The following is a 20,070-nucleotide window of genomic DNA, read 5'->3' on the forward strand; positions in this document are numbered from 1 at the left end:
GCCGGGTGCGCACTCGTCTGCTCCCGCTGCTGATCGTCCTGATGGCGGCCGTGCTGCTGGCGCTCGGCGTCCCGCTCGCCGTCAGTCTGGCCGGCGCCCAGCAGCAGAAGGTCGTCGTCGACCGGATCGACGACACCGCGCGCTTCGCCGCCCTCGCCCAGTTCGTCACCGACTCGCCCACCGACGCCGGCGTGTTCGAGAACGAGCGTCTGACCGTGCTCAGCAGCGAGCTCGACAGCTACCACGAGGTCTACGGCATAAGGGCCGGGGTCTTCTACCGCAGCGGCCGTGCCATGGCTCAGGCACCGGCCAGTTGGTCACTGCCGAAGGAGGGCGAGGTACGGGACGCCTTCGACGAGGCGCTGCTCAGCCGTCGCAGCCACGACCCGCAGCAGGTATGGCCCTGGCAGCGCCGCAACCTCGTGGTCGCCTCGCCGGTCATCCGGGACGGCGATGTCGTCGCGGTCGTCGTCACCGACTCGCCCACCGGGCAGATGCGCTCGCGCACGCTGCACGGCTGGCTGGTCATCGGTGCGGGAGAGGCCGCCGCGATGCTGCTGGCCGTCGGCGCCGCCCTGCGGCTGACCGGCTGGGTGCTGCGGCCCGTACGCGTCCTCGACGCCACCACCCACGACATCGCCACCGGGCGGCTGAAGTCCCGGGTCGCAGCCGCCGGCGGGCCGCCGGAACTGCGGCGCCTGGCCCGGTCGTTCAACGAGATGGCCGACAACGTCGAGGACGTGCTGGAGCAGCAGCGCGCCTTCGTGGCCGACGCCTCGCACCAGTTGCGCAACCCGCTCGCGGCGCTGCTGCTGCGCATCGAGCTGCTCTCCTTCGAACTGCCCGAGGGCAACCAGGAGATCGCCTCCGTCCAGGCCGAGGGCAAGCGTCTCGCGGAGGTGCTGGACGACCTGCTCGACCTGGCGCTGGCCGAGCACAGCGAGGCGGATCTGAAGATCACGGACATCGGTGCGCTCGCCGCCGAACGGGTCGCGGCCTGGGCCCCGACCGCCGAGGCCAAGGGCGTACGCCTGGTGGGCGACTGCCCGCCGACGACCGCGTGGGCCGACCCGGTGGCCCTGTCCAGCGCGCTGGACGCCGTCATCGACAACGCCGTGAAGTTCACGCCCGAGGACCAGACCGTCGAGGTGACCGTCGCCTCCGACCGCGACACCTCCACCGTCGTCGTCATCGACCACGGCCCCGGTCTCACCGACGAGGAACTGGCCCGCATCGGTGACCGCTTCTGGCGGAGCGGGCGCCATCAGAACATCAAGGGCTCGGGCCTCGGGCTGTCCATCTCGCGGGCCCTGCTCGCGGCGGGCGGCGGTTCGATCGGGTACGACCATCACGAGCCGCACGGGCTGCGGGTGACGGTGCGCGTGCCCCGGTCCGGGCCCACCGGCTGACGGCAGCCGGCAGTCGGCAGGCTGGGCCCGGGCGCTACGGCTGACGGCAGCCGGCAGGGGCGGGCCCGGGCGCTACGGCTTGACCGACTGGTAGTAGCGCTGGGCGCCGGCGTGGAGCTTGAGCGGGTCGGTGTAGATCGCCGTACGGACGTCCACCAGCTGGGCGGAGTGGACGGTCGCGCCGATGCCGTCCCGGCTGTCGATCACGGTACGGGTCAGCCACTCGGTGAGCCGGGGGTCCATGTCCTTGCGGGTGACCAGCAGGTTGGACACCGCCAGGGTGGGGACCGGGTCGCCGCGCTGGATGGTGGGGTAGGCCGACTCCGGCATCTTCGTGGCCCGGTAGTAGCGGGTGGCACCGCCCTGGTCGTGGAGCTTGGCCACGAGGCGGGCGTCGATCGGCACGAACCGGAAGGCCGACGCCGACTTCTTGGCCAGCCTGCTGAGCCCGTCCGTGGGCAGGCCACCCGACCAGAAGAACGCGTCGAGGCCGTGTCCCAACCGTCTCGGGCCGGTGTCGATGCCGTCCGACGAGGGCTTGATGTCCTTCTCCGGGTCGATACCGGCCGCCTTGAGCACGCCGTTCGCGATCAGCCGCACCCCGGAGTTCGGCAGCCCTATGGCCACGTGCTTGCCCCGCAGGTCCGCGACGGAGCGGATGTCCGAGCCGGGCGGCACGACGAGCTGGACGTAGTCGTCGTACAGGCGTGCTACTCCGCGGAGCCGGTCGGCGCCCGCGCCGTGGTCGAGCCGGTACGTGGCGACCGCGTCGGCCGCGGCGATCGCGAAGTCGGCCCTGCCCGTGGCCACGTCCATGACGTTCTCCTGCGAACCGGCACTGGTCTGCAGGCGCACGGTCAGGTCGGGCATGTCCTGGTCGATCTCGGTGCGCAGGAGCTTGCCGTACTCGTGGTAGACCCCCGCGCGGGTGCCCGTGCTGAACCTGATCGTCCCGCCCGGCGGCTCCTCGGCCCAGGGCCGCAGCCACCACAGCAGCAGCCCGAGGACCACCAGGGAGGCGGCGCCGCCCTGCAGGGCCCTGCGCCTGCCGATTCGGGGGAACATCTTGGACATGCGCGAGATCCTGCCAGCCGGGGTGCCTCGCTGACCAGGGGAGGGCTCACAGACGGGGCCCGTCTTGCGGCGAGGGGGAGTGTCAGTGGCGGCCACTACAGTCGCCCCCCATGAGCTCCTCGCCCGCAGACCTGGTCCGTGAATTCCACCTCGCCTTCGGCCTGGACGCCCGCGCCACCCCGACGGAGATCTCCCCGGACCTCGCCGCCCACAGAGGTGAACTCCTCGCGGAGGAGGCGGCCGAGGTCGCCGAGGTGTCGGTCGGGGGCCCGCTCGACCGGCTCGCCCACGAACTGGCCGACGTCGTCTACGTCGCCTATGGCACGGCCCTCGTCCACGGCATCGACCTCGACGCGGTGCTCGCCGAGATCCACCGCTCCAACATGACGAAGATCGGCCCCGACGGCTCGGTCTCCCGCCGTGCGGACGGCAAGGTGCTCAAGGGGGAGCACTACGAGGCACCGGACGTCACGGAGGTGCTGCGGAGGCAGGGGTGGACGCCGGGCGGGGCCGGCTGACGGTTCGGGGGTGTGCCGGTTGGGAGCGGCTGACGGTGCGGGGTGCGTCGGACGGGGCCGAGTGGCGGCCGGAGGCGTGCCGGATGGGGCCGGCTGACGGTCCGGGAGTGGGCCGGATGGGACCGGCTGAGGGTCCAGGGATGCCGGACGGGACCGCTGACGGCCGGAGGTGTGCCGGACGGGACCGGCTCACGACCCGGGGTGCCGGACGGGACTGACTCACCACCCGGCCGGGGGGAATCGGACGGCGCTGCCTGACCGCCCGGGGATGGCCGGACGGGGCCGGCTGACGACCCGGGGGCCGAAGGGCGGAGACGGACGGCCGCCCCGCAGCCCCCGGCTCCTCAGTCCGCCACCGGAGCCTCCGCCTCCGTCGTCCGGGGCGTCGTCTCCGGCAGGTCCCGGTGCTCGCGGCGCCGGCTCCACCACATCGCCACGGGCTCCGTGTACCGCGCGGTGAGGGGGCCAACGACGACCAGGATGAGGACATAGGCCGTGGCCAGCGGGCCGAGGGACGGTTCGATGCCCGCCGAGACCGCCAGACCGGCGATGACGATCGAGAACTCGCCGCGGGCCACCAGCGCACCGCCCGCACGCCAGCGGCCCTTCACGGAGATCCCGGCCCGCCGAGCCGCCCAGTAGCCGGTGGCGATCTTCGTCAGAGCGGTGACGACCGCCAGGCCCAGGGCGGGCAGCAGGACGGGCGGGATGCTCGACGGGTCGGTGTGCAGCCCGAAGAAGACGAAGAAGACCGCCGCGAACAGGTCGCGCAGGGGGCTCAGCAGGGTGTGCGCGCCCTCCGCCACCTCACCCGACAGCGCGATGCCCACCAGGAAGGCCCCCACCGCCGCCGAGACCTGGAGCTGCTGGGCGACACCCGCGACCAGGATCGTCAGACCCAGCACGACCAGCAGCAGCTTCTCCGGGTCGTCGCTGGAGACGAACCGCGAGATGAGCCTGCCGTACCGCACGGCCAGGAACAGCACGAGCCCCGCCGCGCCCAGCGCGATCGCCAGGGTCACACTGCCGGCCAGCAGCCCGACGCCCGCCACCAGGGCCGTGACGATGGGCAGGTACACCGCCATCGCCAGATCCTCCAGCACGAGCACGCTGAGGATCACCGGCGTCTCCCGGTTGCCGACCCGGCCCAGATCGCCCAGCACCTTCGCGATCACCCCGGAGGAAGAGATCCAGGTGACACCGGCCAGGACGACCGCGGCCACCGGCCCCCAGCCGAGCAGCAGCGCCACCGCCGCCCCCGGCAGCGCGTTGAGCGCGCAGTCGACCAGACCGGACGGGTAATGCGTCTTGAGGTTGGAGACCAGATCGCTCGCCGTGTACTCCAGGCCCAGCATCAACAGCAGCAGGATGACGCCGATCTCCGCGCCCGTGGCGACGAACTCCTCGCTCGCGCCCAGCGGCAGCAGACCGCCCTCGCCGAAGGCCAGACCGGCCAGCAGGTACAGCGGTATCGGCGAGAGCCGGAAACGGCCGGCGAACCGGCCGAGCAGGCCGAGGCCGAGGATGATGGAACCGAACTCGATCAGCAGGACCGCTGAGTGCACCGGATCACTCCCGCCCGAGTATCGTCGCGGCGGCGTCGACGCCCTCACGGGTGCCGACCACGATCAGCGTGTCACCGCCCGCCAGCCGGAAGTCCGGTGCGGGCGAGGGGATGGCCTCGGCCCGGCGCAGCACCGCCACCACCGATGCGCCCGTGTCCGTCCGCATCTTGGTGTCGCCCAGCACCCGCCCGTTCCAGCGCGAGGTCGCGGCCACCTCGATCCGCTCGGCGACCAGCCCCAGGTCCGTGGTGTACAGCAGACTCGGGCTGTGGTGGGACGGCTTCAGCGCGTCGATCAGCGAACCGGCCTCCGAGCCGGTCAGCCGCAGGGAGTGCGCGCAGGAGTCGGGATCGTCGGCCCGGTACACGTTCACCGTGCGCGTGCCGTCGCGGTGCGCCACCACCGACAGATGGCGGTGTTCCCGGGTCTCCAGGTCGTACTGGACCCCGATTCCCGGCAGCGGCGTCGCCCTCAGGCGCGGAGCTGACACGTTTCTTCCCCTTGTTCGTCTTGATCGTCTTGCTTGTGTCGGTGTCGTGAGCGGACTTGTGTCGGTGTCGTGAGTGGTGTCGATCGACGGATCGGTCGACTCCGCATGCTGCCATCCGGCCGTACGGTGACGACATGGGTGTCGTGACGGATATACGCAGCGGCCGGTCGCCGGAGAGGGTGGAGGGGGCGGAGTCGTACGCGAAGGGCGGAAGGGGCGGATCCAGGAACGTGTCGTTGTTCTGGCGGATCTTCTCGCTCAACGCCGCGGGCCTGGTCGTGGCCACCGCGTTGCTGCTCGGCCCGGTCACCGTGTCCACGCCCGTGCTGGCAGGTGAGGCGCTCGTCCTGCTCGGCGGACTGCTGGTGCTGCTCGCCGGCAATGCGCTCGTCCTGCGCTTCGGCCTCGTGCCCCTCCAGCGGCTCGACCGGGCCATGGCCACCGCGGACCTGCTGCGTCCCGGCTCCCGCCCGGTGGTCGCCGGGCCCGCGGAGACGGCCGGGCTGATCACGACGTACAACACGATGCTCGACCGCCTGGAGGCCGAGCGGGCCGCGGGCGCCGCCCGGGCGCTGTCCGCGCAGGAGAGCGAACGGCACCGGATCGCCCGGGAGCTCCACGACGAGGTCGGGCAGACCCTGACCGCCGTGCTCCTCCAGCTCAAGCGCGTCGCGGACCGGGCCCCCGAGGACCTGCGCGAGGAAGTGGGCCAGGCCCAGGAGGCGACCCGGGCCGGGCTGGACGAGATCCGCCGGATCGCCCGCCGGCTGCGCCCCGGGGTCCTGGAGGAGCTCGGCCTGGCCAGCGCCCTGCGCTCGCTCACCACCGAGTTCACGACGCATGGGCTGACCGTGCGCCACCATGTCACCGGCGACCTCCCCGCCCTGAGCCCGGAGTCGGAACTCGTCGTGTACCGGGTGGCCCAGGAAGGCCTGACCAACACCGCCCGGCACGCCGCCGCCGACCGCGCCGAACTCCGGCTCCAGCCGGTACCCGGCGGCGTCGAGCTCCTCGTCCGCGACAACGGCACGGGCCTCGGCGACGCCCCCGAGGGCGCCGGCATCACCGGCATGCGCGAACGCGCCCTGCTGATCGGCGCGGCCCTCACCCTCGAAGCGGCCCCGGGCGGCGGCACCGACATACGGCTGCGCGTACCGGTGACGCGCACACCAGTGACTGAAGGACCCCGCTGATGTCCCCACCGATCCGCGTCCTGCTCGCCGACGACCACACCCTCGTACGCCGGGGAGTGCGCCTCATCCTGGACGGGGAGCCCGACCTCACGGTCGTGGCCGAGGCCGGGGACGGCGCCGAGGCCGTCGCCAAGGCCCGGGAGACTCCCGTGGACCTGGCCGTCCTGGACGTCGCGATGCCCCGCATGACCGGCCTCCAGGCGGCCCGTGAACTCTCCCGCCGGCTTCCCGAGCTGCACATCCTCATCCTGACCATGTACGACAACGAGGAGTACTTCTTCGAGGCGCTCAGGGCCGGAGCCAGCGGCTACGTCCTGAAGTCGGTCGCCGACCGCGATCTGGTCGAGGCCTGCCGGGCGGCCGTGCGCGACGAACCGTTCATCTACCCCGGGGCCGAGCGGGCACTCGTCCGCTCCTACCTGGAGCGGCTGCACGGGGGCGGCGGCCTCCCGGAACGGCCCATCACCGAGCGCGAGGAGGAGATCCTCAAGCTGGTCGCCGAGGGCCACACCTCCAAGGAGATCGGCGAACTCCTCTTCATCAGCGCCAAGACGGTCGAACGCCACCGCGCCAACCTCCTCCAGAAGCTCGGCATGCGCGACCGTCTGGAGCTGACCAGGTACGCGATCCGGGCCGGACTCATCGAGGCGTGAGGCGGCCGCCCCGGTTGTCCACAGGCGTCCAAGTCACTTCCGGAGACCGCCTACCCTTGTCCCCATGAGCAGCATCGACCGGAGCACGTCAGTGGGCGGCACACGCACATACGAGGTACGCACCTACGGGTGCCAGATGAACGTCCACGACTCCGAGCGATTGTCCGGTCTGCTGGAGGACGCGGGCTACGTCCGCGCCCCGGAGGGTTCCGACGGCGAGGCGGACGTCGTCGTCTTCAACACCTGCGCCGTGCGGGAGAACGCCGACAACAAGCTCTACGGCAACCTGGGCCACCTCGCCCCGAAGAAGGCGAGCCGCCCCGGCATGCAGATCGCGGTCGGCGGCTGTCTGGCGCAGAAGGACCGCGACACCATCGTGAAGAAGGCGCCCTGGGTGGACGTCGTCTTCGGCACGCACAACATCGGCAAGCTGCCGGTCCTGCTGGAGCGCGCCCGCGTCCAGGAGGAGGCGCAGGTCGAGATCGCCGAGTCGCTGGAGGCCTTCCCCTCGACGCTGCCGACGCGCCGCGAGAGCGCCTACGCGGCCTGGGTCTCCATCTCCGTCGGCTGCAACAACACCTGCACCTTCTGCATCGTCCCGGCCCTGCGCGGCAAGGAGAAGGACCGCCGCCCCGGCGACATCCTCGCCGAGATCGAGGCCCTGGTCGCCGACGGTGTCTCCGAGATCACGCTCCTCGGGCAGAACGTCAACGCGTACGGCTCCGACATCGGCGACCGTGAGGCCTTCAGCAAGCTGCTGCGGGCCTGCGGGACGATCGAGGGCCTCGAGCGGGTCCGCTTCACCTCGCCGCACCCGCGCGACTTCACCGACGACGTCATCGCCGCCATGGCGGAGACGCCGAACGTGATGCCGCAGCTGCACATGCCGCTCCAGTCCGGTTCGGACCCGGTCCTGAAGGCCATGCGCCGCTCCTACCGTCAGGAGCGCTACCTGGGGATCATCGAGAAGGTCCGCGCCGCCATTCCGCACGCGGCGATCAGCACCGACATCATCGTGGGCTTCCCCGGTGAGACCGAGGAGGACTTCGAGCAGACGCTGCACGTGGTGCGCGAGGCCCGCTTCGCCCAGGCCTTCACGTTCCAGTACTCCAAGCGCCCGGGCACCCCGGCCGCCGAGATGGACGGCCAGATCCCCAAGAAGGTCGTCCAGCAGCGCTACGAGCGTCTCGTCGCCCTCCAGGAGGAGATCTCCTGGGAGGAGAACAAGAAGCAGGTCGGCCGCACGCTGGAGCTGATGGTCGCCGAGGGCGAGGGCCGCAAGGACGACAGCACCCACCGCCTCTCGGGCCGTGCCCCCGACAACCGGCTCGTCCACTTCACCAAGCCGGACCAGGAGGTCCGCCCCGGTGACGTGGTCACGGTCGAGATCACTTACGCCGCCCCGCACCACCTCCTCGCCGAGGGCGCCGTGCTGGACGTGCGCCGCACCCGCGCGGGTGACGCCTGGGAGAAGCGCAACGCCGAGAAGGCGGCGAGGCCGTCCCAGCCGACCGGCGTCCTCCTGGGTCTGCCCAAGATCGGCGTGCCCGAGCCGCTCCCGGCTGCCACGAGCGGCTGCGGCTGCGACTGAGAGCGGGGTGACGCCCCTGGACGCGGTGTGCTTGCGGGCCGCCCACCAGGGTTACCCTGCCGATCATGCTTGTCGCCGCCGCTGTCTGTCCCTGCCCGCCCCTGCTGGTTCCCGAGGTCGCCGCCGGTGCCGCTCCGGAGCTGGATCCCGCGCGGGCGGCCTGCACGGACGCCTTGGGCGTGCTCGCCGCCGCCCGGCCCGGCCGGCTCGTGGTCGTCGGGCCGGTGGACGGCTCCGGGTGCGAGACGTACCCGGAGGGCACGCCTGGTTCGTTCCGGGGCTTCGGCGTCGATCTCGACGTCCGGCTGGGGCGGGGCGGGGGTGCGCACACGGAACGGAGGCTCCCGTACGCGCTGGCCGTGGCCGCCCGCCTGCTGGAGCGGACCGGGTGGTCCGACGCCCCGGTCGAGGGACTCGGCGTGGGGGACCGGCTCCCGCCCGAGGAGTGTGCCCGGATCGGGCGGGACATCGCCGCCCGGTCCGAGCGGGTCGCGCTGTTGGTGATGGGTGATGCCAGCGCGTGCCGGACGCTCAAGGCCCCGGGCTATCTGGACGAACGGGCGGCCCCCTTCGACGCGGAGGTCGCGCGGGCGCTCGGCGCGGCGGATCTGGCCGCTCTGACCGGGCTGGACACGGACCTCGCGCACGAACTGAAGGCGTCCGGCCGTGCCCCATGGCAGGTTCTGGCGGGTGCGGCCGAGGACGCGGGCCTCGGCGGATCACTGCTGTACGAGGACGCGCCGTACGGCGTCGGATACATCGTGGCCGGCTGGTCGTAGCCCGGCCTCAAGCAGGGGAAACGGCGGACGGCCGGGAGCTTGTGTGCTCCACGGCCGTCCGCCGTTGTGCCCTTCGGTACGCCGACGCGCGCGCCGACATGTGCGCCGACCTTTGCGCCGAGGCGCGCGCCGACGCGCGCTTCAGGAAGTGGGCGGTGGCGCGTCGTCCGGCGGCGTGGTGCCACCCGCGTCCGACGGTGGCGGGGTACGGCCCGCGCCCGACGCCGTGCCGCCCGCGCCCGGTGTCGCACCGCCCGTGCTCGGCGGCGGTGTCGCGCCGCCCGCTTCTGGTCCGCCGTCTTCCTTGTGCGTGAGTCGGTCCATGGCGCCCTTGGCCTTGCCCGTGCCCGAGTGGATCCTGTCGCTGTACTTGCCCTTGGTCCTCTTGTCGACGGCCTCGGCGGCCTTGTCGAGGCCGTGGTGGATCTTGCCCTCGTGCCGCTGCGCGAGGTCCGAGACCTTTCCCTTGGCCGGGCCCAGCTTGGCCTTCACGTTGTGCAGGAGACCCATGGTTCACCTTCCCTCGCGCGAGGCGGTCACGTACGGGCGTTCTCACCGGCCTCGTTGTCGGCCGCCATGTCGGTGGACTGCTGCTTCGGGATGTCGACGCTCTCGGTCTCGCCGGACTCTGGAGCCTCGGCCGCCGGTTCGGCCGGCTCCGCTGCCCCGTCGGACCCCTTCTCCTTCGCGGTCTCCGCCGCCTCCGCCGCCTTGTCCGCCTCGGAGCCGTCCTTGACCCCGTCGGCCTGAGCCTCGGCGGCAGGCGCCTCCGCCGTGGCCTTCGACCGCCGGAGAATGCGTGCAAAAACGCCCATATCCACTCCATACGTTACTCGTGCGGGCGAAATCCCGCGTCGCCCGGTGCGTCCGTTTGCGCGGCCCGGGCCACCGCCTCTGTGATCCGGCGGCAGGACCTCGAACGGGCAACGACCTCGCGACTGTGGCGTCACGTAACTCGTTCGAGAGCGGGGTGCGAGGTTTGCGAGACTGGGTCGGTGAGCAGCACACCCCCCGCACCCCGCGTCATCGCCGTCGTCGGACCAACTGCGGCCGGAAAGTCCGATCTGGGCGTTTTCCTGGCTCAGCGTCTCGGCGGCGAGGTCGTCAACGCCGACTCCATGCAGCTCTACCGAGGGATGGACATCGGCACCGCCAAGCTGACGCCCGAGGAGCGCGGCGGCGTCCCGCATCACCTCCTGGACGTCTGGGACGTGACCGTCACGGCATCCGTCGCCGAGTACCAGCGCATGGCGCGGGAGCGGATCGAGGCGCTGCTCGCGGAGGGCCGCTGGCCGATCCTGGTCGGCGGCTCCGGACTGTACGTACGCGGGGCCGTGGACAACCTGGAGTTCCCCGGCACCGACCCGGAGGTCCGCGCCCGCCTGGAGGAGGAGCTCACACTGCGCGGCCCGGGCGCGCTGCATGCCCGGCTGGCCGCCGCCGACCCCCAGGCCGCGCGGGCGATCCTGCCCAGCAACGGCCGGCGGGTCGTCCGGGCCCTGGAGGTGATCGAGATCACCGGCAGGCCCTTCACCGCCAATCTCCCCGGTCATGACTCGGTGTACGACACACTCCAGATCGGCGTCGACGTGGCCAGGCCCGAGCTGGACGAGCGCATCGCGCGCCGGGTCGACCGGATGTGGGACGCCGGTCTCGTCGACGAGGTGCGCGCACTGGAGGCGCAGGGGTTGCGTGAAGGGCGTACGGCCTCGCGCGCGCTCGGCTACCAGCAGGTGCTCGCGGCGCTCGCCGGGGAGTGCACCCTCGAGGAGGCACGGGTCGAGACCGTACGTGCCACCAAGCGCTTCGCGCGCCGCCAGGATTCGTGGTTCAGGCGCGATCCACGGGTGCACTGGTTGAGTGGGGCTGCGGCCGACCTCGCAGAACTTCCGCAGCTCGCGCTGTCTTTGGTCGAACGACCGGTTACAGCCTGATCACGTCATGGCATCGGGACGCCCAGGCCGTCATCCGGGCCTTCGGCGGCGTGCCATCATCGAGCTTCGATCGACCGAGTTGAGTCCTAGTTGGGAGGGCGCGTGGCGATGGAGGCCGGCCCTCGCGACACCGCACGAAGCACCGATCACATCACCGCCGAGCGGGATGAACCGGAGCACCGGGACGGACCCGAACACCGGGACGGACCGGAGGACCGGGACGCACCGGAGCAGGAGACGGACAGCCTCAGCTCCGACGGGCCCGACGAGACGCAGGGTGTGACCGACGACGGCCCCGAGCCCGGCGAGATGTTCGCCGACGAGGTCGAGGTCGAGCTGCGCCCGCAGCGCCGGCTGCGCATCTGGCAGCTCGCTCCCATCGTCGGCCTCGCGGCACTCGGCTCCCTGATGTTCGCGTTCCCGCTGGCCTTCGACTTCGGCGACAGCGGGGCCGTCATCGCCATGCTCGGCCTGCTGATCTGCTCGTGCGCGGCCGGCTGGGGCATGATGGCGGCCCGCCGCGTGGGTTACACGTGGCCGGGCCTGCCGGCCAAGGGCTCCGGCCGCAGACCCGACTGGCGGGTCGCCCTCGCGTACGCGGTGATGGTGGCGGCGGTGGTCGTCCTGGCGGTCTGGCGCGTAGCCAGGCTCCGCTGACCCGCGCCCGCGCAGACTCACCGCCGTACCGGCCCCCGGCGCCCCGTACGATCGAGGCATGAGCACGCGGATCCCCTTCCTCAAGGGTCACGGCACCGAGAACGACTTCGTGATCGTCCCGGACCCCGAGAACACCCTCGACCTGCCCCCGGTCGCCGTCGCCGCCCTGTGCGACCGCCGCGCGGGCATCGGCGGTGACGGTCTGCTGCACGTCGTGCGGTCCGCTGCCCACCCCGAGGCGAAGAGCATGTCGGCCGAGGCCGAGTGGTTCATGGACTACCGCAACGGCGACGGCTCGATCGCCGAGATGTGCGGCAACGGCGTGCGCGTCTTCGCGCGCTACCTCCAGCGCGCCGGACATGTCGCCGAAGGGGACCTCGCGATCGCCACGCGCGGAGGGGTGAAGACCGTGCACATCGCCAAGGACGGCGACATCACGGTCGGCATGGGCAAGGCACTGCTCCCCGAGGGCGACGTCACGGTGAGCGTCGGAGAGCGCAGCTGGCCCGCGCGGAACGTGAACATGGGGAACCCGCACGCGGTGGCGTTCGTGGACGACCTGACGCACGCCGGCGACCTGTACTCCCCGCCGCCCTTCAGCCCGGCCGCCGCCTACCCGGACGGTGTGAACGTCGAGTTCGTGGTCGACCGCGGCCCCGGGCACGTCGCGATGCGCGTGCACGAGCGGGGTTCCGGTGAGACCCGCTCGTGCGGCACGGGCGCGTGCGCGGTCGCCGTGGCCACCGCCCGCCGCGACGGAGCCGACCCGGCGGTCACCGGTACGCCGGTGACGTACACCGTCGACGTCCCCGGCGGGACCTTGGTGATCACCGAGCGGCCCGACGGGCAGATCGAGATGACGGGCCCGGCGCTGATCGTGGCCGAGGGCGAGATCGACGCGGCGTGGCTGGAAACCGCCACGGCCCCGTGAGCTGGACGCGACCGGCCTGAACCAGTCGCCCTCTGTCGGCCACTCGACCCGAAACCACCGTCGCGAACCGGCCATTTGGCGGGAAGCGCATTGCCGCGGTCGCAATGTACAGGGGTGCAAACCTCACATTCGTCGCTCGAATGGGTGATCAGTTTCACGCTCGGCGAGAGGCGGTCAGCCGCGCGTGGTGGGCTCGGTAGCATCAAGCACCGGCCCGGACGGGGGACCGAAGCCGCCCCGTGAGCCGTGTCCGCCCTGGGGCACCCGTCCGCCGGTCCACGCAGCCGGAGGTGCCCATGAGTGCGGAGGCCACGAATTCCGTGACCCCAGGCCCGATGCCGGGCGCGGTGTCAGGACCGGTGACGCCGACAGCCCCCCGCAGAAAGGCCCGCCCCCGGATCGACCTGCGCCGCCTCGGCCGGGCCGCGCTGCTCGGCCCGGCCGCCCGCGACCGGCTGCCCGACGCCATCAGCCACGTCGTCGAGGCACACCGCGCCCATCACCCCGACGCGGACCTCGAACCCCTGCGCCGCGCCTACGTCCTGGCCGAGTCCTCGCACCGCGGCCAGATGCGCAAGAGCGGCGAGCCGTACATCACGCACCCGCTCGCCGTCACCCTGATCCTCGCCGAACTCGGCGCCGAGACCACCACGTTGACCGCGTCCCTGCTCCACGACACCGTCGAGGACACGGACGTGACGCTCGACCAGGTGGGCGCGCAGTTCGGCGAGGAGGTCCGTTACCTCGTCGACGGCGTCACCAAACTGGAGAAGGTCGACTACGGAGCCGCGGCCGAGCCCGAGACCTTCCGCAAGATGCTCGTCGCCACCGGCAACGACGTGCGCGTCATGTCGATCAAACTCGCCGACCGGCTGCACAACATGCGCACCCTCGGCGTGATGCGCCCCGAGAAACAGGAACGCATCGCCAAGGTGACACGTGACGTGCTCATCCCGCTCGCCGAACGGCTCGGCGTCCAGGCGCTCAAGACCGAACTGGAAGACCTGGTCTTCGCGATCCTGCACCCCGAGGAGTACGACCGCACAAGGGAGTTGATCGTCCGCAACGCCGCGCGCGCCGACGACCCGCTCGCCGAGGTCGCCGACGAGGTGCGCACCGTGCTGCGCGAGGCGGACATCCCGGCGGAAGTCCTCATCCGGCCCCGCCACTTCGTCTCCGTGCACCGCGTCTCCCGCAAACGCAGCCGGCTCCGCGGCTCCGACTTCGGCCGCGTCCTGGTCCTGGTGAACGAGGACGCCGACTGTTACGGCGTCCTGGGCGAACTCCACACCTGTATGACGCCGGTGGTATCGGAGTTCAAGGACTTCATCGCCGTACCGAAGTTCAACCTGTACCAGTCGCTGCACACGGCCGTCGCCCGGGCGGACGGGCAGGTCATCGAAGTCCTGATCCGCACGCACCAGATGCACAAGGTCGCCGAGGCGGGAGTCGTCGCGCTCGGCAACCCGTACGCCCCCGCCGCCGACGATCCGGCCGACGGCGAGCGCGTCGACCCCACCCGGCCCGGCTGGCTCTCCCGGCTCCTCGACTGGCAGGAGGCGGCACCCGACTCGGACCACTTCTGGTCGACCCTGCGCGAGGACCTCGCCCAGGACCGCGAGATCACCGTGTTCCGGCCCGACGGCGGCACGCTCGGCCTGCCCGAGGGCGCGACCTGCGTGGACGCCGCGTACGCGCAGTACGGCGAGGACGCGCACGCCTGCATCGGAGCCCGCGTCAACGGCCGCCTGGCGACGCTGAGCACCGTCCTGAAGGACGGCGACACCGTCCAGCTCCTCATGGGCCAGGACCCGGCGTCCGAGCCCTCCCGGGAATGGCTGGAGCACGCGCACACACCGGCGGCCCGGATCGCCATCCAGCGCTGGCTCGCCGCCCACCCCGCACAGGCCGAGGCCCAGCGGACCGAGACCCGGGAGGACCGGCAGACCGAGGACCGCGCGCCCGCTCGCCGCCCCGTCACCGCCGGCGCCCCTGACCAGGACGGACCGGCCCCCGGCCACGTCCTCACCGACCGGCCGGGCGCGACCGTCCGGCTCGCCCGGTGCTGCACACCCGTACCGCCCGACGAGATCACCGGTTTCGCCGTGCGCGGGGGAGCGGTCACCGTGCACCGCGCCGAGTGCGCGGCGGTGGACCGCATGAAGGACGGAGGGCGTACGGAGGTCGGCGTGCGCTGGGGCGAGGCCACCGAGTGCCGGGTCATGCTGGTCGCCGAATCGTTCGTCCGTCCCCATCTGCTCGCGGACCTCACCGAGGCCATGGCTCTCGAAGGCGCCGAGATCGTCTCCGCGACCGTCGAGCCCCCGGCCCAGCAGCAGGTCCGCCACACGTACACCGTGCAGCTCCCGGACGCGGGCCACCTGCCCGCTCTCATGCGCGCGATGCGCAACGTGGCCGGGGTGTACGACGTGAGCCGGGCCCAGCCGCAGACGCAGGGCGGCTGAGCCGGGCGCGGCCGCAGGTCCGGAGCGGCTGGTCGCAGGTCCGGAGCGGCTGAGCCGGGCCGGATCCGGGCACACGAAGGCGGCTACCGGCCCAGACCCCGGTCCCCGGTTCGGGTGGGCCGGACGCGTGTCGTCCTCGTCGCGCTCCGGCGCGCTGATAGCCGTGGGGCATGCCTCTCACCCCCCACAGCCACGGCCCCCGCACGCGCACCCGGAGAACGACGGGGGCGCTGCTCGCCTCGGCCGTCTCCGTCTGCCTCGTCGCAGCGAGCGCCCCCGTCGCTCCGCTCGGCATCGGCGACCGCCTCTTCCCGTACCTGGGCAACCCCGGCTACGACGTGGCCTCGTACGACCTCTCCTTCACCTACTCCGGCAGCAACAGCGAACCGCTGCAGGCCGTCACCACCATCGACGCCCGCACGACGGCCGACCTGGACCGCTTCAACCTCGACTTCGCCCACGGCACGGTCCGCTCGGTCGAGGTCGACGGCGAGCCCGCGAAGTTCGGCACCGCCGGTGAGGACCTGGTGATCACCCCGGGCGCCACCGTGCCGGACGGCAACCGGATGCGGATCACCGTGCGCCACACCAGTGACCCCAGGCCGCCCAAGGGCCGTGAGGGCGGCTGGGTGCGCACCGCCGACGGCCTCGCCATGGCCAACCAGGCCGACGCCGCGCACCTGGTGTTCCCCTGCAACGACCACCCCTCCGACAAGGCGATGTACACCATCCGGATCACCGCGCCCGAGGGCCACACGGCCGTCGCGGGCGGTCTGCCCGCCGGTGTGAACAGGGCCGGCGGATCGACCACCTGGACCTACCGCACCCGGCACCCCATGGCCACCGAACTCGCGCAGGTCTCCATCGGCCGCTCCACGGTGCTGCGCCGCACCGGCCCCCACGGGCTGCCCGTACGCGACGTCGTACCGACCCGGCACCGCAAGGCGGTCGAGCCCTGGCTGGAGAAGACCCCCGGCCAGATCGCCTGGATGGAGAGCAAGCTCGGCCGCTACCCCTTCGAGACGTACGGACTGCTCGCGGCCGACGTCTCCACCGGCTTCGAACTCGAGACCCAGACACTCTCCCTCTTCGAGCGGGAGCTCTTCACCGAGAACACCCACCCGGCGTGGTACATCGAGTCGATCATGGTCCACGAGCTGGCCCACCAGTGGTTCGGCGACAGCGTCAGCCCCCGCACCTGGTCCGACCTGTGGCTCAACGAGGGATACGCCACCTGGTACGAGGCGATGTACGCCGAGGAGCGGGGCGGAAAGAAGATGCGGGACCGGATGAGGGACGCGTACGGCGCCTCCGACGGCTGGCGCACGGCCGGCGGACCGCCCGCCGCCCCCAAGGCACCCGAGCCCGGGAGCAAGGTCGGCATCTTCCGGCACAACGTCTACGACGGCGCCGCGCTCGTCCTGTACGCCCTGCGCCAGGAGATCGGCGGCCCGGCCTTCGACCGGCTGCAACGCTCATGGGTCACCCGCCACCAGGACGGCACGGCCTCGACGCAGGACTACGTCCGGCTCGCCGCCGAGGTCTCCGGGCGCGACCTGGACGATTTCTTCCAGGCCTGGCTGTACGGCGAGAAGACCCCGCCGATGCCGGGGTACCCGGACTGGAAGCCGTCGGCGTCCGCGACCGCGGCGGCCCGATAACACGGTGACGAGACGTCCCGTGCCGTGCGACTATCGACGGGTCGGCGCGGCACGGAGCGCCGGGAATCTCCCGGAGGGCTCCTGCGTTGTGGACAGTGACGGACGGGCTCCGGCCGGTCCGCGGCAGCACTTTTCGTCGCCGTGAACGGTTTCCCAGCTACGTAAGGATCCAATGACCTCCTCTTCTTCCCCTTCCCAGGACACCAAGCGCTTCGCGCACAGCCACCCCGAGGGTCTTCGAGCCGATGCCCTGATGGAAGAGGACGTCGCCTGGAGCCATGAGATCGACGGAGAGCGGGACGGCGACCAGCTCGACCGCTCCGAGCGCGCGGCCCTGCGCCGTGTGGCGGGCCTCTCCACCGAGCTCGAGGACGTCACCGAGGTCGAGTACCGCCAGCTCCGCCTGGAGCGGGTCGTGCTCGTCGGCGTCTGGACCACGGGAACCGTGCAGGACGCGGACAACTCCCTCGCGGAGCTCGCCGCCCTCGCGGAGACGGCGGGCGCGCTCGTGCTCGACGGTGTGATCCAGCGCCGTGACAAGCCCGACGCGGCGACGTACATCGGCTCCGGCAAGGCCGAGGAGCTGCGGGACATCGTCCTCGAGACGGGCGCGGACACCGTCATCTGCGACGGTGAGCTCAGCCCGGGCCAGCTGATCCACCTCGAGGACGTCGTCAAGGTCAAGGTCATCGACCGTACGGCCCTGATCCTGGACATCTTCGCCCAGCACGCCAAGTCCCGGGAGGGCAAGGCGCAGGTCGCACTCGCGCAGATGCAGTACATGCTGCCGAGGCTCCGAGGCTGGGGTCAGTCGCTGTCCCGGCAGATGGGCGGCGGCAAGGGCGGCGGCCTCGCCACCCGTGGTCCCGGTGAGACCAAGATCGAGACGGACCGGCGGCGGATCCGCGAGAAGATGGCGAAGATGCGCCGGGAGATCGCGGAGATGAAGACCGGCCGCGAGATCAAGCGCCAGGAGCGCAAGCGCCACAAGGTGCCCTCGGTCGCCATCGCGGGCTACACCAATGCCGGCAAGTCCTCGCTGCTCAACCGCCTCACCGGCGCGGGCGTGCTGGTCGAGAACGCCCTGTTCGCGACCCTCGACCCGACCGTGCGCCGGGCCGAGACCCCGAGCGGACGGCTGTACACGCTGGCCGACACCGTCGGCTTCGTCCGCCACCTGCCCCACCACCTGGTCGAGGCGTTCCGCTCCACGATGGAGGAGGTCGGCGAGTCCGACCTGATCCTGCACGTGGTGGACGGATCGCACCCGAACCCGGAGGAGCAGCTGGCCGCCGTGCGCGAGGTCGTCAGGGACGTCGGCGCCACCGACGTACCCGAGATCGTCGTGATCAACAAGGCCGACCTGGCCGACCCGCTGACACTGCAGCGCCTGCTGCGCGTCGAGAAGCGGTCCATCGCCGTCTCGGCCCGCACCGGCCGGAACATCGACCAGCTGCTCGCGCTCATCGACAACGAGCTGCCGCGTCCCTCGGTCGAGGTCGAGGCTCTCGTGCCGTACACGCACGGCAAGCTGGTCGCCCGTGCCCACGACGAGGGCGAGGTGCTCTCCGAGGAGCACACCCCGGAGGGCACCCTGCTCAAGGTGCGGGTGCACGAGGAACTGGCGGCGGAGCTCGCGCCGTACGTTCCGGCACCACTCGCCTGACCTGTTGCAGAAGGCCCGCCCCCGAGCAGCTCGGGGGCGGGCCTTCGTGGTGCGTGCGGCCTACGTGGTGTGCGCGGCCTACGCGCTGTGTGCGGTCAGCGACCGCCGTAGGTCTTGCTCATGTTCTGGTACAGCGCCTCGGCCTCCGGGCCCAGCTGCGGGCCGGCCAGCCAGGTGTTGTCGGCCGGGCCGATCGAGGTGTTGGAGACCAGCACGGACTTGCCGTTGCGCACCCGGAACCAGCCGCCGCCGGACGAACCGCCGGTCATGTCGCAGCCGATGCGGTACATCGTCGGCAGGCTCGGGCTGAGCGAGAAGCGGCCGGGGACGTCGACGCACTTGAACATCTTCAGGCCGTTGTAGGGCGGTGCCGCCGGGTAGCCCCAGGCGCCCATCTTGGCGGCCTCGGCCGCGGACGGCGCGGAGAAGTCCACGTCCAGTGCGGCGCCGACCGTCTCCTCCAGCGACTTGGCGCCCTGCTCGGGCTTCACATGCAGCACCGAGTAGTCGTACGCGGCCCCGTCGCCGCCGGTCTCCGAGCCGCCCTGGATCCACTGGTTGGAGGTCGAGGCCCAGTCCGCCCACCAGTTGCCGTACGGGGCGATCTCCGCCGGGTTCGCGTTCCCGAGCTCCGCCTCGGACTTGCCCAGGTCGTTGTAGGCCGGGGCGAACATGATGTTGCGGTACCAGCCGCCGTTGCCGCCGGCGTGCACGCAGTGGCCCGCCGTCCACACCAGGTTGGACTTGCCCGGGTGGTTGACGTCCTTGATCACCGTGCCGGAACAGACGGCCGGACCGTCGGGGGAGTCGAAGAAGACCTTGCCGACCGGCGCCGCGTTCTCGTGGTACGGCGTCTTCTCGGCCTGGGCCTCGACGGGCGCGGGGTCCGGGTCGGTGACGCCCTGGCCGGCCGACGCGTCCTTCGTCGTCACCGTCTTGTCGGCCTCCTTCGCGGACTTCATCCGCTCCGGCTTCCAGAGGCCCGCGATCACCGGGTTGACGAAGTCCTTGGCGTCACTGAGCCACTTGTCCCGGTCCCAGTCCTTCCAGCCGCCGTCCTTCCACTTGTCGACGTCGATCCCGTGCTCCTTGAGCTTGCCGGCGAGGTCGGCCGGAATCTCGACCTTGCCGCCGCCGTCCGCCGTCTGCGAGGTGGAGGCGTCGGGCTTGTCGCTCGCCGAGTCCGTGGAACCGTCACATGCGGTCGCGGTGAGCGCCAGGGCGGCGACGAGCCCGGTGGCGGCGAGAACGCCGCGCCGCCCGCGCTTTGCCGCGGGCATACGTGTGGAACGCATGGTGCGTTGACCCCCGTTGATACGTACGAGTGTGGTGCCACGTGCGCACGTCACACACAGGCGCCGGGAGGCTCCCGGCGCGACTCCCCACTATGCCCGGGGAGTTGAGGGCGAACCGGGGCGAGGCGGTGAAGGTTTCCGTGAGTCCACGAGTGGTTCCCCGCCCCGCCGCCGGCGGTGCTCAGCCGG

The 20,070-nt window shown here is 71.8% G+C and carries 18 protein-coding genes; 12 read left to right on the forward strand and 6 right to left on the reverse strand.

Annotation, left to right across the window (positions count from 1 at the left end):
- Window positions 1-5: 5 nt before the first annotated feature.
- Window positions 6-1,409, forward strand: a complete 1,404-nt coding sequence (locus ABEA82_RS23040; RefSeq protein WP_345663513.1) for a sensor histidine kinase — start codon at window positions 6-8, stop codon at window positions 1,407-1,409.
- 72 nt (window positions 1,410-1,481) lie between these two features.
- Here the strand turns inward: ABEA82_RS23040 and ABEA82_RS23045 are convergent, their stop codons facing one another.
- Window positions 1,482-2,483 (reverse strand): TAXI family TRAP transporter solute-binding subunit, encoded by a 1,002-nt coding sequence (locus tag ABEA82_RS23045; protein WP_345663514.1) that lies wholly within the window; start codon window positions 2,481-2,483, stop codon window positions 1,482-1,484.
- 110 nt (window positions 2,484-2,593) lie between these two features.
- On the opposite strand from ABEA82_RS23045, the gene ABEA82_RS23050 reads away from it, so the two are divergent.
- Window positions 2,594-3,001, forward strand: a complete 408-nt coding sequence (locus ABEA82_RS23050; RefSeq protein ID WP_345663515.1) for a pyrophosphohydrolase domain-containing protein — start codon at window positions 2,594-2,596, stop codon at window positions 2,999-3,001.
- A gap of 344 nt (window positions 3,002-3,345) precedes the next feature.
- Here ABEA82_RS23050 and ABEA82_RS23055 read toward each other — a convergent pair whose 3' ends face one another.
- Window positions 3,346-4,566, reverse strand: a complete 1,221-nt coding sequence (locus ABEA82_RS23055; RefSeq protein WP_345663516.1) for a cation:proton antiporter — start codon at window positions 4,564-4,566, stop codon at window positions 3,346-3,348.
- Window positions 4,567-4,570: 4 nt separating this feature from the next.
- Window positions 4,571-5,056, reverse strand: a complete 486-nt coding sequence (locus ABEA82_RS23060; RefSeq protein ID WP_003993423.1) for a cation:proton antiporter regulatory subunit — start codon at window positions 5,054-5,056, stop codon at window positions 4,571-4,573.
- A gap of 134 nt (window positions 5,057-5,190) precedes the next feature.
- Between ABEA82_RS23060 and ABEA82_RS23065 the strand changes: the two genes are divergently transcribed.
- The 4 genes from ABEA82_RS23065 (at window position 5,191) to ABEA82_RS23080 (ending at window position 9,272) form a co-directional block, all read left to right on the forward strand.
- Entirely contained in the window at window positions 5,191-6,249 is a 1,059-nt protein-coding gene (locus ABEA82_RS23065) for a sensor histidine kinase (RefSeq protein WP_345663517.1), read from the forward strand.
- A complete protein-coding gene (locus ABEA82_RS23070) occupies window positions 6,249-6,902 on the forward strand; it encodes a response regulator (protein WP_345663518.1) in 654 nt (217 codons plus the stop codon). The genes ABEA82_RS23065 and ABEA82_RS23070 overlap by 1 nt, the downstream gene beginning before the upstream one ends.
- 64 nt (window positions 6,903-6,966) lie before the next feature.
- Window positions 6,967-8,493: a tRNA (N6-isopentenyl adenosine(37)-C2)-methylthiotransferase MiaB gene (gene miaB, locus ABEA82_RS23075; RefSeq protein WP_345663519.1), complete on the forward strand. Its 1,527-nt coding sequence runs from the start codon at window positions 6,967-6,969 to the stop codon at window positions 8,491-8,493.
- Between the two features lie 65 nt (window positions 8,494-8,558).
- Entirely contained in the window at window positions 8,559-9,272 is a 714-nt protein-coding gene (locus ABEA82_RS23080; protein ID WP_345663521.1) for a class III extradiol dioxygenase subunit B-like domain-containing protein, read from the forward strand.
- A 141-nt stretch (window positions 9,273-9,413) separates the two neighbouring features.
- Here the strand turns inward: ABEA82_RS23080 and ABEA82_RS23085 are convergent, their stop codons facing one another.
- Entirely contained in the window at window positions 9,414-9,782 is a 369-nt protein-coding gene (locus tag ABEA82_RS23085) for an antitoxin (RefSeq protein ID WP_345663522.1), read from the reverse strand.
- Window positions 9,783-9,808: 26 nt separating this feature from the next.
- Window positions 9,809-10,087, reverse strand: a complete 279-nt coding sequence (locus ABEA82_RS23090) for a hypothetical protein (RefSeq protein WP_345663524.1) — start codon at window positions 10,085-10,087, stop codon at window positions 9,809-9,811.
- Window positions 10,088-10,267: 180 nt separating this feature from the next.
- Between ABEA82_RS23090 and miaA the strand changes: the two genes are divergently transcribed.
- The 6 genes from miaA to hflX all read left to right on the forward strand — a co-directional run bounded on the left by miaA (window position 10,268) and on the right by hflX (window position 18,586).
- Window positions 10,268-11,206 (forward strand): tRNA (adenosine(37)-N6)-dimethylallyltransferase MiaA, encoded by a 939-nt coding sequence (gene miaA / locus ABEA82_RS23095; protein WP_345663525.1) that lies wholly within the window; start codon window positions 10,268-10,270, stop codon window positions 11,204-11,206.
- A 108-nt stretch (window positions 11,207-11,314) separates the two neighbouring features.
- Window positions 11,315-11,863, forward strand: a complete 549-nt coding sequence (locus ABEA82_RS23100) for a hypothetical protein (RefSeq protein WP_345663895.1) — start codon at window positions 11,315-11,317, stop codon at window positions 11,861-11,863.
- A 58-nt stretch (window positions 11,864-11,921) separates the two neighbouring features.
- Window positions 11,922-12,794 carry a diaminopimelate epimerase gene (gene dapF, locus ABEA82_RS23105; RefSeq protein WP_345663526.1) on the forward strand — a complete coding sequence of 291 codons (873 nt, stop codon included), beginning with the start codon at window positions 11,922-11,924 and terminating at the stop codon, window positions 12,792-12,794.
- Between the two features lie 296 nt (window positions 12,795-13,090).
- Window positions 13,091-15,259, forward strand: a complete 2,169-nt coding sequence (locus ABEA82_RS23110) for a RelA/SpoT family protein (RefSeq protein WP_345663527.1) — start codon at window positions 13,091-13,093, stop codon at window positions 15,257-15,259.
- Between the two features lie 170 nt (window positions 15,260-15,429).
- Complete coding sequence (locus ABEA82_RS23115; protein WP_345663528.1) at window positions 15,430-16,920, forward strand: M1 family metallopeptidase; 1,491 nt, start codon at window positions 15,430-15,432, stop codon at window positions 16,918-16,920.
- 172 nt (window positions 16,921-17,092) lie between these two features.
- Window positions 17,093-18,586, forward strand: a complete 1,494-nt coding sequence (gene hflX, locus ABEA82_RS23120; RefSeq protein ID WP_345663529.1) for a GTPase HflX — start codon at window positions 17,093-17,095, stop codon at window positions 18,584-18,586.
- Between the two features lie 95 nt (window positions 18,587-18,681).
- On the opposite strand, the gene ABEA82_RS23125 is transcribed toward hflX, so the two are convergent.
- On the reverse strand, window positions 18,682-19,881 hold the full coding sequence (locus ABEA82_RS23125) for a trypsin-like serine peptidase (RefSeq protein ID WP_486389421.1): 1,200 nt from the start codon (window positions 19,879-19,881) through the stop codon (window positions 18,682-18,684).
- Window positions 19,882-20,070: the final 189 nt, after the last annotated feature.

Origin of the sequence: Streptomyces venetus (assembly GCF_039540295.1) — a bacterium.
Lineage (GTDB): Bacteria > Actinomycetota > Actinomycetes > Streptomycetales > Streptomycetaceae > Streptomyces > Streptomyces venetus.